Here is a 13,012-nt window from a genome sequence, read left to right as displayed (position 1 = left end):
TCGAAGGGTGCGCACGCTCAGCTACAACCTCGAGAAGCACAAGGCCGCGGGAGAGCTGGTCGCCCTCACCAAGGCGTTCGACCTCGACATCCTCTGCCTTCAAGAGGCGCTGACCACCGCGCTGCCCGCTGAGCTCGGCCCGCTGCATCTCGCCGACTCGACGCACCGCAACCGGCTGGGGCTCGCGATCTACCACCGCCGCGATCGGTTCGAGTCGCTCGAGACGAAGGCGTTCGCGCTGAAGAAGGGGTGGCACGACCGCATCGCCTCTCCCGCGCACGAGCGGTTGCTCGCGGTGCGGCTGCGGGATGTCGAGCACGACCGCGAACTGCTCGTGGCGTCGTTCCACGCCTCACCGCTCACGGCGCTCAACTCGCTGCGCCGACACCAGATCGCCTCGGCGCACGAGCTGCTTCGCGTGTTGGGTCCCGGGCTGCCGACACTGATGGTGGGTGACTACAACTACCCGCTCGGCAAGGCGCGACTCGGAACGAGGATGCTGAAGGGCGGCTACGACCTCACCCTCAGCGACGCGCGTACCTACACCCGGTACAAGGTCGTGCGCGGGCACTTCGACTTCGCGACGAGCGCCGGCATGACGATCCACGGCATCGAGACGCTGCCGCGCGGGGCGTCCGATCATCTGCCGATTGTCGTGACCTCGTCGTATCGCGAAGCCGAGGCCGGCGACGCCGCCGCCTGAAGTCAGCCCCGCCCGTCGGCGCACGGGACGCACATCGTGCACCGCGGCGAGGCGCGTCTCGGCATCCGTGAGCCGTTCCCGCACCGCCCGCCGACGTGCGTCGATCCATCGGCGGGCGAGGGCGGGATCGGTCACGAAGCGGCAGCGCTGCCAGAAGGCCTGACGTTCGCGCGCGCCGATGTGGTGGCGGCATCCACGGCTTCGGTGACCTTTTCGCCCATCGGCACGTTCTTCTCGACCGCGTCGGTGGCTTGCTTCGCGGCTCGCTGCACGCGGGGATCGAGCCAGATCTCGCTCGCCCGGCGACGCAGCACCTCGTAGTCTTTGCGCCCGCGGCTCGTTCCGACGAGGTAGCCGACGCCGAGCCCGGCGACGAAGAGCAATTTGCCGTACATGGAATCCTCCTTGGGGTAGGCCTCGACGTTACGCCGCACCGCCGATGGGGCCTGAGGGCTTGACGAGCGCGGCACGGTTTGCATCGTCGGCGGACGGGGCGACGATGGTGGGGTGGATGCCCTCGAGTCCCCGTGTCGCGTGTGCGGGTCGCGCTCGGGCGTGCGCACCCCGACCGGGTGGGTGTGCGCGGTGTGCGGCTGGCGGGTCGGGGAGTACATCGACCCCGGGCTGCCGTTGCCGCGCGTCGACGTCGTCTACTACCTGCGGTTCGGCGAGCGCGTGAAGATCGGCACGACGTTCAACCCGCGCCAGCGGTTCGGCGCGCTGTTGCACGAAGAGGTGCTCGCGTTCGAGCTCGGGGATCGCACGGTCGAGCGTTCCCGTCACGCGGAGTTCGCCGACGACCGGCTCGGCACCTCCGAGTGGTTCGCGCTCACCCCACCGCTGCGCACGCACATCGAGGCGCTCGCCGGTGGCCGCGACCCGTGGCACGTACACGCACGCTGGCTGGCGGATGCCCTCCGCGGGCTCAGTTGAGCGCGGGGGTGTCCTCGGGGATGACGCCGGTGCCGTAGAGGTCGGTGGCGAGATCGCGGAGCGCCCGCAGCGCCACGCGCTGGGTGAAAGGCCCGTAAGAGATGCGCGCCACCCCGAGGGCTTCGTACTCGGCGGCAGGCAGCGCCCCCGGAGACCCGATCACCGAGACCCTGCCTCGACCGATACCGGCGACCAGCTGTTCCACGACCTCCCCCGGATGGCCCCCTGGCACGAACACGAGAGCCGCGCCGTTGTCGAGGAACGCCTTGCCGCGGGCGATGGCCTCGGCGATCTTCTGTTCCAGCGGGATGTCGCCGCTGCGCGGCGTGAGGGCATCCGTTCGGGCGTTGAGCTGGAAGGCGACCCCCTCCTTCTCGGCGGCGGCCGTGATCGCGGCGACGCGGGCGACCGACTCGTCGAAGGGTCGCATCCGGTCTTCGACGTTCGCCCCGACGATGCCGAAACCGATCGCGCGGCGGATGGTCTCGGCCGGGTCGTCGTACCCGTCGTCGAGGTCGGCTGACACGGGCAAGTCGACCGCTTCGGCAATGATGCGCGCTCCATCGAGCGCCACGTCGAGCGGCATCCCGCCGTCTTTGTATCCGCGGCTCGCGGCGATCGAATGTCCCGCCGTCGCGAGTGCCTTCGTGCCGGGCAGGTCGGCGACGACCTTCGCGCTGATGGCATCCCAGACGTTGACGACCCGCAGGATCTCGGGGGCTTCGTGCAGCGCCCCCAGCGCCAGGGCCTTCTCGTTCGTGCTCATCCTTCGAGGCTAGCTCGGCGCCCCGATCCCTCGGTGGTCGAGTAGCGCCCGAAGGGCGCGTGTCGAGACCTGCGGCGATGGTCTCGACACGCCGCTGCGCGGCTACTCGACCGACGAATAGGGTCAGGTTCGCAGAACCGACCCGCCGGCGCGCTTGCGCGAGACCGCGTCGACGGTCGCCGCGAGGATCAGCACGCCACCGGTGACGGCGTAGTTCACGCCGGCCGGCAAGTTGAGCAGGCCGAGGCCGTTGGTGATGACGGCGATCACGAGCGCGCCGACGGCGGCGTGGATGAGGCGGCCGCGTCCGCCGAACAGGCTCACCCCGCCGACGACAGCTGCTGCCACACCCGAGAGCACGAGATCGCGACCGGTGGTGGCATCCACCGATCCCACTTTCGAGATCGAGAAGATGCCGGCGACGACGGCGAGGGTCGAGCACACCATGAATGCGGTCCAACGGATGAACACGATCTTGATGCCCGCGCGTCGTGCGGCTTCGGCGTTGCCGCCGATCGCGTAGATGTAGCGGCCGTACTTGGTGCGGTCGAGTACGAAGGTGCCCGCCCAGAGAATCGCGAGCACGAGCGGCACGACGATCGGCACGCCCACGACGATGTTGCCGCCGATCGTCTCGCCGTTGAGCACCGTGCCGGCCTGACCGCGGTTGCGGTTGAGCAGGAAGACCGCGAGGCCACCGAGCACGAGGATGGCGCCGAGCTTGGCGAAGACCAGCGCGACGGTGCGATTCGGCACCCCCGCGCGGGCCCGCCGGGCGCGATCCCAGAAGGACGTCGCGGCAGAGATCGCGATCACGATCGCGAGCAGTGCCCAGCCTGCCCAACCCGGCAGGTTCTTGTTCTGGATCGCCAGGATCTCAGGAACCTGCACGCGGTACAGGCCGCCCGATCCGATGACGATGAGCTGCACGCCCTGCAAGCCGAGGAAGAGACCCAGGGTGACCACGAACGAGGGGATGCCGACTTTCGCGACGAAGAACCCGATGAACGTGCCGATCACGAGGCCGACGGCGAACGCGACGACGAGTGCCACGATCCAGTTGATGCCCTGCACGTTGATCAGCACGATGAAGATGCCCGCCGAGACGCCGGCGGTCACCCCGGCGGACAGGTCGATCTCACCGAGCAGGATGACGAAGACCAGCGCCATGCCCAGCATGACGAGCGTCGCGGCCTGGGTCATGAGGTTGGCGAAGTTGCGTTCAGTGAGGAAGAACGGGCTGAGGATCGAGAACATGATGCTCAGGACGATGAAGCCGCCGACTGCGGGCAAGGCGCCCATGTCGCCGCCGCGCACGCGCTGCAACCAAGCCTTCACCTGGTCGCCGAGCGAGCCCTCCTGGCCGCTGCCGATGAGGTCGGTTGCCGCCGGCAGGTGACCGGTCGCCGTGCCGTCGTGCTGGTGGCTCATGCCGGGGCTCCCTCGAAGGTCTTCGTTCCCGTGATGTAGCCGACGACGTCGTCACGCGACGTCCTCCCGGTCTCGAGCTCCGCGACCATCTGACCCAGGTAGAGCACGCTGATGTAGTCGGCGACCTCGAAGACGTCGGCGAGGTTGTGGCTGATGATGATGACGGCAACGCCCTGCTCGGCGAGTCGCTTCACCAGGTTGAGCACCTGCTCGGTCTGGGCGACGCCGAGGGCGGCGGTTGGTTCGTCGAGGATGACGACGCGCGCCTTCTTGAGCACGGCGCGGGCGATCGCGACCGTCTGCCGCTGGCCGCCGGAGAGCGACGAGACCTTCTGCCGCACCGACTTGACGGTGCGCACCGAGAGCGAGCGCAGGGTGTCGGAGGCTTCCTTCTCCATGAGGCCTTCGTCGAAGGTGCCCCATTTGGTCTCTTCCCGACCGAGGAACATGTTCTGAACGATGTCGAGGTTGTCGCTCAGCGCCAGGTCTTGGTACACGACCTCGATGCCGAGGGCGGCGGCCTGACGCGGCGTGTGCAGCACCACTTCTTCGCCGTCGAACCGCACGCTGCCCGCGTCGTAGGGCTGTACACCGGCGAGCCCCTTGATGAGGGTCGACTTGCCGGCACCGTTGTCTCCGACGAGGGCGGTGACCTTGCCCGGGTAGGCCTTGAGGTCGACTCCCTTGAGCACGCTCACGGGCCCGAAGCTCTTGATGACTCCGGTCAACTCGATGATCGGCACATCCATGCCTGTTGTTCCTTTCGAACGTCTGTGTTCGCGCCTGACGCGACCGTACACCTGCCGGGATGTAGCCGGGGCCCCGGGTTCGGCCGTGTGGCCTAGCCCGGAGCCCCGGTACTTCACTGAGTCCAGCTAGATCAGCTGATCCCGTATTCTTCACACTTCGCGGCGACGTCGCCCGTGCACAGTTCCGCCACCGCGGCGTCACCGGCGTCGACGACGTCCTTCACCTGGTCTGGTCCGACGAGAACCGGGTCGACCGCGATGTACGGCGTTCCGTCTTCGAGCTCCTGGTCGGCTTCCGGGGTCTCGCCCTTGAGCAGTGCGACCGCGGTCTCGACGGCGGCGTCGGCCTCGAGCTTCACCGGCTTGTAGACCGTGGCGGTCTGCTTGCCGAGAAGCACGTTCTGCAGGCCGGCGATCGACGCATCCTGACCCGAGACCGGAACGGTGAGGCCGTTCTTGTCGAGGATCGTGATGACGCCCGCCGCGTTGGTGTCGTTGGCAGCCCAGACCGCGTCGACCTGGCCACCGAGCGAGGTCAGCGCCTGCTCGAAGTTGGTCGCCGACACGTCGCCATCCCAGATTCCGGGCGGCTCGGCGGCGGCGGTGATGCCCGCTTCCTCCATGACGCTCACGGCACCGGCGCGGAACATCGCGGCATTGCCGTCGGCCGGGTCACCGCCCATGTAGACGACGACCGCCGTGGCGGGATCCTTGCCGGCCGCCTCGAGGCCGTCGACGATCGACTGCCCTTCGAGCGCGCCGACCTGGAAGTTGTCGAACGACACGTAGTAGTCGGCACCGGCGATCGGACGATCGTAGGCGATGACCGGGATACCTTCAGCGGACGCCTTCTCGGCGACGCCGGCACCGGCCCCCTGATGGTCGACGAGCAGCATGACGCCGCAGCCCTGCGTGAGCTGCTGGTCGGCGATGGTCGCGTACTTGTTGGTGTCGCCCTGCGCGTTCTGGATGTCGACCTCGAAGCCGGCGGCCTCCAGGCCTTCCTGCAGGTACTTGCGGTCGAGCGTCTCCCAGCGGGGGGATGACGCGGCGTCGGGCAGGATGACGCAGGCGCGCGTTGCCGTCGCGTCGCCACCGCCGTTCCCGCTCGCACAGCCAGCCAGAGCGATGGCCGAAAGGCTTGCCATCGCAACGACGGAGATCAATGAAGCACGCTTCACGGTTCTCCCCTTCTTCATCGAAAGTGAGGTGACCCCTCGTGGTACCTCGTCGTCGTCGGCGAGGTGATCCCAGTTTGTCGTGAGAGCGAACTTATTCGGTAACGGTTGAGTAACTTTCTGCTTCGAGCCGATAGCGCCAGAACGGGATCGCCGACAACAGGCAGGATGCCGCAGGCACGAGGGTGATCGCGATCCACACCGTGTGTTGCATCTCGGGGGTCACGACGACCCCTTCCTCGTACCCGGCGAGCACGACGAAGATGCCGAAAAGCAGCACCGAGAGGGCGCTCATCACCTTCGTCACGAAGGTCAGCGTCGCGAACGAGATGCCGTCGTTGCGGACGCCGGTGGTCTCTTCGGCGCGGTCGACGGCATCCGCGATCATCGTGGTCTGCGACACGAGAAACACGCCGAGCAGCAGGCCGGTGAGGAAGATGAACGACGTCATCACCAGGAGGTTCTCGAAACCCACGACGTACATTGCGATGTAGACGGCAGCGCCGGCGAAGCTGCTGAACAGGATGAGGGTGCGCCCGGAAAAGCGCCGCATCAGCAGCGGGGTGGTCAGCGAGGCGATCACCATGCCGCCGATGATTCCGGCGCCAACGATCGTGAAGACGGTCTCGTCGTTGTACGCGATGACGACGAAGACCGCGCCACCGGCCTGCACCACGTAGCGGCCGGCACCGAGCACCGAACCCGCGAGCACCGACAGCAGCGGCTTGTTGTCGAACAGCGCCGCGAACAGTTGCCGGAAGCTCAGCGGGTCGGTGGTGATGACCTTCTCGCGGGGCACGAAGAACGCGAGCAGGAAGAGGCCCATGCCGATCACCACGACGATGGTGACCGCGAGCGACCATCCCGACCCGGTGGTCTCGGGCGCGAAGCTGAGCGCCTTGGCCAGATAGGGCATCCCGAGCGTGGTGAGCCCGAGCGCGATCGCCCCGAGCGCGCGCACGTTGCCGATGACCCGCGCGCGCTGCTTCTTCTCAGGGAAGGCCGACCCGATGAGCCCCCAGAGCGGCACGTCGCACGCCGCATAGACGAGACCCCAGATGAGGTAACCGATCGCGAAGTACCAGAGTTGCACCGGTTCCTCGGCGTCGGGCACGGCAAACAGCAGGGCCGAGAAGATCGCCACGGGACCTGCGGAGAACAGGATGAACGGCCGCAGCTTCCCCCAACGGGTGCGGGTCATGTCGATGAGGCTGCCGACCACCGGGTCGGCGATCGCGTCGATGATGCGCGCCACCGTGAGTACGACCGTGACGACCGCGATGCCGGCGGTGCTGATCTTCGCGTACTGCACCAGGTACAACAGCAGGAAGGTGGTGACGGTGGCATAGACGAGGTTCTGCCCGAACGCCGCCGTCACGATCGCGACGCTCTGCGCGCGGCGGCTCGGGTCGGGGCGAACTGTGCGGGGCGTCGTTGCCGGCGGGAAAGTCATCAGGTCTCCAGATGGATCGTCAGGATCTCGAAGGGGCCGAGTTCGAGGCGGTCGAGGTCGGCGGGATGCTGGGGCCGCTCGAGCAGGTCGGTGACCGTGGCACGCGTCGCGGGGCTCGAAAGGCGCAGCGCCGTCACGGTCGCACGACCGAGGCTCTCGTACATCCGCACCACCACCCCCTCGCCGCTCTCGGCCGGCTTGATCGTCTCGATGATGACACCCGGGTCGCTCACGGAGGCGAAGGAGGGCAGTGACACCCCGGGCTCGATCCGCAGCGGGTTGTTGAGCCGGTAGCCGTCGCGGATGACCGCCGTCAGGTCGCCCGGAGCGAACGCGCGGAACGCGTAGGTGACGGTGTGGATGCCGCGGTCGGCGGTCTTGTCGGGGAACGTCGGGGAGCGCAGCAGGGCGAGCGAGAGCAGCCCTGACTTCGCGCGGTGCCCATACTTCGAGTCGTTCAGAACGGCGAAACCGCCGTCGGGGGTTTCGGTTGCGATCCACTTGTGGGCGCAGACCTCGAACTGCGCGGCCTCGACGGGCCCGTTCTCGGTCGTCGGTCGCACGATGTGCCCGAACTGGATCTCGCTCTTGGACGTGTCGCCGTAGTGCGTCGGGCGAAAGTCGGCGCGCAGCATCCGGTGCCGCTCTCGCCAGTCGACGCGCGTCTCGAACCGCACCAGCTCGCTGCCCGCCTCGACGATGATCCGCTGCACGAGGCGCGATCGGCCGAACCGGTAGACCTGGGTGCGCACCGCGGTCGGGCCGTCGACCTCACTCGACACCGTCGCCGGGCGCAGCGTGCGAGGCGTGCGTTTCAGGTAGCCCTGCCCGATGTCCCAGGCATCCCACGGCCACTGTCGCGGGTCGCGGTGCAGCACCAGGCGGCCCAGCCCGTCGCGCGCGTGCTCCGTCCCGTCGGCATCGACGCACGACGCGATCTCGCCGGTCGGGCCGAACCGCAGGGTCAGGATGCCATTGCCGAGCGTGTCGTCGCTCGCCTGGAGCTCGGGGTGGTCGGGCACGGGTTCGAGCGCCGTCGCGGCGTAGGGGTCGACCCGTGCGCGGAACCAGGAGTCGCCGACCCGCACGTGTTCGTCGCGCGGGATGCCGGTGAGGTTGAGGGCGGCCGGCTCGTGGCCGACACGGCGCAGTTCGGCGAGGCGGGCGGCGGCGTAGGCATCCAGTTCGTCGCCGACGCGGGTAAGAGTCTCCACCGACTCGCGCGTGACCCGCTCGATCGACGACCCGGGCAGGATGTCGTGGAAGTGCTGCAGCAGCACGTCGCGCCAGTGTGGTTCCAGATCGTCGCGCGTCGGCCGGCCGGTGAGCGCAGCGAGGGCCTCGGCGTCATGCAGCTTCCGCTCGGCGATGCGGTTGTACTTCTTGATATCGGCGTTCGTCGTGTAGGTGCCCTGGTGGGCTTCGAGGTACAGCTCGCCGTCGTACCGATGCGTGACGTCGAGGGTCTCGAGCTTGCGGAAGAAGTCGCTCGCCCGCGAGTACTCGAGTTGGGGCAGCCCGCGCAGGTCGCGTTCCCGGCTCGTCACCTCGAGGTGGATCTCGCCCGGCCCGCCGCCGCCGTCGCCGGAGCCGTAGACGAGCAGCGCCGCGCCGAGCTCCTTCTCCGGGTATCGCTTCAGACCGAGCAGCAGGCCGTCGGCGGCTCCGCGCGAGTTGTAGTCGCCCTCGGGCGGCATGTGAACGAGCACCGTCGAGCCGTCGATCCCGGCCCAGTGGAAGGTGCGGTACGGGTGGTCGTTGAACTTGTTCCAGGCGAGTTTGATGGTCTGGAACCAGTCCATGCCGCTCTTCTTCAGAATCTGCGGCAGCGCCCCGGTGTAGCCGAAGGTGTCGGGCAGCCAGCACAGTCGCAGGTCGTCGTCGGAGAGGCCGAACTCCTGTTGGAGGAACCGGCGACCGACGAGTGCCTGCCGTACGAGCGATTCGCCTCCCGGCAGGTTGGTGTCGGTCTCCACCCAGAACGAGCCCTGCAATTCGAGGCGTCCGCCGGCGACGGCATCCTTCACGCGCCGGTAGAGGTCGGGATGCCGCTCCTTCATCCATTGCAGCTGTTGCGGCTGCGAGGTGCCGTAGATGTAGCCGGGCCGGTCGTCGATCGTGGCAAGTGCGCGCGAGTAGGTGCGCGCCGCCTTGCGCTGTGTCTCGCGGATCGGCCACAGCCAGGCCATGTCGAGGTGTCCGTGCCCGACGGCGCTGTAGACGAAGTCGTCGGTCGAGGGGTGGGCGAGGGGGACGGCGAGCACGGCGCGGGCCGCGCGGCTGTCGCCAGCCTCGAAGTCCGACCAGGCGGCGTCGAGCGCGCGCCGCAGTTCCCGCGCGAGCGCGGCATCCTCGGTCGCGTGGGCGAGCACCGTCAGCGTCAGATAGTCGTAGTAGAGGGCGAAGGCCTCGTTGTCGCGAGTCGCCAGATGAGCGCCGTGGAACCGCCCCCGCCCCACGGGGAAGATGAGCCAGCCGTTGTAGGCGACGTCGGCGTACAGGTCGACGCGGCCCCCGCTGAGATCGACCCGTCGCACCGGCCGGTATCTGCCCCCGCTGTGCGGCAGGTCGCCCTGTTGGAACACGGTGGTGACGGCGTCGAGGATCTCGCCGGCGGGTGAGAAGACGAGGCCCTCGCCGCGGATGCCGAGCATCACGATCGGATTCCGCACACCCGGGGGCACGTCACCCGTGAGATGCAGCCACGCGCTGTCGAGCACGCCGCCCCAACTCCCGCCCGCGTGGATCGGTCGGAACCTACCGTGCGGGATCTCGCCGAACGGGATGGGTTCGACACTCGACACCACCTCGGCACGCAACGGCGCGATTTTGCGATAGATGCGGCGCCGGATGCGCAGGAGGCGGCGGTACTCCCGCGGTTGTTGCGCGGCGAGGCCCACCAGCCACTCCGCGAAAGGACGCACGCCTCAAGGATGACGTACGCGCCTGTGTAGACGAGCAGGCGCTTCAGAACGGAGTCGAGATGGCACCGGACGCCCGCGCCCCGTAGCGTCGGAACATGCCCCTCGATGAGCACGAGCACGAACACCTCTACACGGGTCCCATCAGTCTTCCCGGGCATGACCCCGACCCGCTGATCGACTCGGAACCGCCCGAGATCAGCTACGACGAGCAGCGCTATCCGGCGCGGCCGCGGCCGCTGCGTCCGCGCGATCAATTCCGCGCCGGGGGCCTACGCCGGATCACCACCGACCCGCGGCTCGCCAACGGCACCAACCCGTCGTACGTCGACTGGCTCGAGCGCCAGTCGATGCTGAAGGATGCCGACGTGCTCGCCCGTCAGCTCTCGGGGCAGCCGGCGATGTGGCGCAATCCCTACGCCCGACCCGACGCCCGGCGCGCGATCGCGACGAGCGACGTGTGGTTCACCGCCTACCCGATCTCGCTGATCACGCGACCGGGCGAGTCGTTCCTCGCCGCCCTCGGCGACGAGCAACTGTGGAGCGTGTTCGAGCGCATCGGCATCACCGCGGTGCACACCGGCCCGGTCAAGCGCGCGGGAGGCATCTCCGGCTGGGAGGAGACCCCCAGCATCGACGGGCACTTCGACCGCATCAGCACCGAGATCGACCCCGCCTTCGGCACCGACGAGGAGTTCCGGCGCCTCTGCGACGTCGCTGACCCCCACGGCGGCAGCATCATCGACGACATCGTTCCGGGCCACACCGGTATGGGTGCCGACTTCCGGCTCGCCGAGATGGGCTACAAGGACTACCCCGGCATCTACCACATGGTCGAGATCCCGCACGAAGACTGGGGGCTGCTGCCCGAGGTGCCCGAGGGCCGGGATGCGGTCAACCTCGACCCCGCGACCGAACAGGTGCTCGCCGAGCGCGGGTACATCATCGGGGCCCTCCAGCGGGTCATCTTCTACACCCCCGGTGTCAAGGAGACGAACTGGAGTGTCACCGCCCCGGCGGTCGGCACCGACGGCATCAGCCGACGCTGGGTCTACCTGCACTACTTCAAGCAGGGCCAGCCCTCGATCAACTGGCTCGACCCGACGTTCGCCGGCATGCGGCTCGTGATCGGCGACGCCCTGCACTCGCTGGGCGAACTCGGCACGAGCGCCCTGCGCCTCGACGCCAACGGGTTCCTGGGCGTCGAAAAGAGCGCCGAGGGTCTGCCGGCCTGGTCGGAAGGGCATCCGCTGTCGCACGCGGCGAACCACATCATCGCCGGGATGGTGCGCAAGGTCGGCGGTTTCACCTTCCAAGAGCTCAACCTCACGATCGAGGACATCCGCGACACCGGCGCCGTCGGTGCCGACCTCTCGTACGACTTCATCGGCCGGCCCGGCTACCAGCACGCGCTCGCGACCGGGCAGACCGAGTTCCTGCGGCTCGCGCTCACCACTTCGCTCGAACTCGGGGTCGCCCCCGTCGGGCTGGTGCACGGCCTGCAGAACCACGACGAACTCACCTACGAGCTCGTGCACTGGGCGAGCCACCGCGACGACAAGTACCGGTTCCGGCTTCGGGAGGTGCCCGGCGCGCAGCTCGCCGAGGAGATCCGCGCCGACCTGGCCGACCAGATCACGGGGTCGGTCGACTACAACCGCATCTTCACCCAGAACGGCATCGCCTGCACGAGCGCGTCACTCATCGCGGCAACGAGAGGGTTCGTGACGCTCGACGAGATCACCGACGCCGACGTGCCGGGCATCCGGGACGCCCACCTGCTGATGTGCGCGTACAACGCGTGGCAGCCGGGGGTCTTCGCGCTGTCGGGGTGGGATCTCACCGGAATGCTCACCGTGCCGGCCGACGAGGTGGCCGATCTGGTCGCGACGGGCGACACCCGGTGGATCGCGCGCGGCGCCCACGACCTGCTTGGTGTCGACCCCGCCGCGACTCGGTCGGCGGCCGGTATGCCCCGGGGGCGGTCGCTCTACGGGCCGCTGCCGGCGCAGCTCGACGACCCCGACTCGTTCGCTTCCCGTCTGGCGCGCATCATCGAGGTGCGGCGTGAGCTTGGGGTGGCGACAGCATCCCAGGTCGACATCCCCGATGTGGCCGATCCGGCGATGCTCGTCATGGTGCACCGGCTCGACGACGGCGACCCGACGATCGAGGCGCCCATCCAGGTGACGGTGCTCAACTTCTCGCCGGAACCGGTCGAGGGCACCGTGCATTCGGCGCACCTCGTGCCGCTGGCCGACGTCGTGTCGGCCGAGACGGGGGCGACGATCGGCCAGGTTGACGATCTGCTGAGCTTCGAGGTCAGCCTGCCGCCCTACGGCGCGCTGTTCCTGACGCTCGAGGGCGGGGTCAGCGCGGAGTCGGTCAGGTAAGGGCGGCGTCGATTCCGGCGAGCGGGATGGGCAGCCAGTCGGGGCGGTTACGCGCTTCGTAGACGGTCTCGTAGACGGCCTTATCGAGCACCAGAGCGCGCAGCAGGATGTCGTCGAGCGGCGGCGATCCGGGCTCGGCCGCGTAGGCGGTGAGGAAGGCGGTTCGGGCCTCGGCGGCCCACGCGGTGCCGTCGGGGCCGCCGCCGACGATGCCGGCGTAGTCGAACGAGCGCAGCATCCCGGCGACGTCGCGCAGCGGCAGGTCGGGGTTGCTGCGCTCGTTCATGGGGCGTAGCGGCTCGCCTTCGAAGTCGACGATGCGCCAGCCCCCGCCGGGCACGGCGAGCACCTGCCCGAGGTGCAGGTCGCCGTGCACGCGCTGCAGTCGCGGCCAGGCGCTCTTCGCGGCGGCGCGGTAGATCGCGTCGATGGCAGCTCGGCGCTCGGCGACGGGCGCGACCTCCGCGGAGGCGATGGTCAGGCGG

At 68.7% G+C, this 13,012-nt stretch carries 10 protein-coding genes and 1 pseudogene; 3 read left to right on the top strand and 8 right to left on the bottom strand.

What is annotated here, in order from left to right; translation table 11 throughout:
* Nucleotides 1-7: 7 nt before the first annotated feature.
* Nucleotides 8-703, top strand: a complete 696-nt coding sequence (locus WBL06_RS05490) for an endonuclease/exonuclease/phosphatase family protein (RefSeq protein WP_424454968.1) — start codon at nucleotides 8-10, stop codon at nucleotides 701-703.
* A 131-nt stretch (nucleotides 704-834) separates the two neighbouring features.
* Here WBL06_RS05490 and WBL06_RS05485 read toward each other — a convergent pair whose 3' ends face one another.
* A complete protein-coding gene (locus WBL06_RS05485; protein ID WP_424454967.1) occupies nucleotides 835-1,098 on the bottom strand; it encodes a hypothetical protein in 264 nt (87 codons plus the stop codon).
* A 112-nt stretch (nucleotides 1,099-1,210) separates the two neighbouring features.
* On the opposite strand from WBL06_RS05485, the gene WBL06_RS05480 reads away from it, so the two are divergent.
* A complete protein-coding gene (locus WBL06_RS05480; protein ID WP_424454966.1) occupies nucleotides 1,211-1,636 on the top strand; it encodes a GIY-YIG nuclease family protein in 426 nt (141 codons plus the stop codon).
* Here the strand turns inward: WBL06_RS05480 and WBL06_RS05475 are convergent.
* From WBL06_RS05475 to WBL06_RS05450, 6 genes are all read right to left on the bottom strand, one after another.
* Nucleotides 1,629-2,402, bottom strand: coding sequence for an isocitrate lyase/PEP mutase family protein (locus tag WBL06_RS05475; RefSeq protein ID WP_424454965.1), 774 nt, complete (start codon nucleotides 2,400-2,402; stop codon nucleotides 1,629-1,631). The genes WBL06_RS05480 and WBL06_RS05475 overlap by 8 nt on opposite strands.
* 123 nt (nucleotides 2,403-2,525) lie before the next feature.
* The gene (locus WBL06_RS05470; protein WP_424454964.1) at nucleotides 2,526-3,833 is read right to left on the bottom strand and encodes a sugar ABC transporter permease; all 1,308 of its coding nucleotides are present in this window, start codon (nucleotides 3,831-3,833) and stop codon (nucleotides 2,526-2,528) included.
* Entirely contained in the window at nucleotides 3,830-4,582 is a 753-nt protein-coding gene (locus WBL06_RS05465; RefSeq protein ID WP_424454963.1) for an ATP-binding cassette domain-containing protein, read from the bottom strand. The genes WBL06_RS05470 and WBL06_RS05465 overlap by 4 nt, the downstream gene beginning before the upstream one ends.
* Before the next feature lie 131 nt (nucleotides 4,583-4,713).
* Nucleotides 4,714-5,763, bottom strand: coding sequence for a sugar ABC transporter substrate-binding protein (locus tag WBL06_RS05460; protein ID WP_424454962.1), 1,050 nt, complete (start codon nucleotides 5,761-5,763; stop codon nucleotides 4,714-4,716).
* 91 nt (nucleotides 5,764-5,854) lie between these two features.
* Nucleotides 5,855-7,213, bottom strand: coding sequence for an MFS transporter (locus WBL06_RS05455; RefSeq protein ID WP_424454961.1), 1,359 nt, complete (start codon nucleotides 7,211-7,213; stop codon nucleotides 5,855-5,857).
* The gene (locus WBL06_RS05450; protein WP_424454960.1) at nucleotides 7,213-10,137 is read right to left on the bottom strand and encodes an alpha-mannosidase; all 2,925 of its coding nucleotides are present in this window, start codon (nucleotides 10,135-10,137) and stop codon (nucleotides 7,213-7,215) included. Before WBL06_RS05450 ends, WBL06_RS05455 begins: the two co-directional genes overlap by 1 nt.
* A 95-nt stretch (nucleotides 10,138-10,232) precedes the next feature.
* Here WBL06_RS05450 and treS point away from each other — a divergent pair, with 95 nt between their 5' ends.
* Complete coding sequence (gene treS, locus WBL06_RS05445; protein WP_424454959.1) at nucleotides 10,233-12,527, top strand: maltose alpha-D-glucosyltransferase; 2,295 nt, start codon at nucleotides 10,233-10,235, stop codon at nucleotides 12,525-12,527.
* Here treS and WBL06_RS05440 read toward each other — a convergent pair.
* Nucleotides 12,520-13,012: pseudogene (locus WBL06_RS05440) on the bottom strand (hypothetical protein); the annotation flags it as partial. The gene treS and the pseudogene WBL06_RS05440 sit on opposite strands and share 8 nt — an antisense overlap.

It is taken from the genome of Pseudolysinimonas sp. (genome assembly GCF_049651805.1).
GTDB lineage: Bacteria > Actinomycetota > Actinomycetes > Actinomycetales > Microbacteriaceae > Pseudolysinimonas_A.
This window is presented reverse-complemented; position numbering and strand designations above follow the sequence as displayed.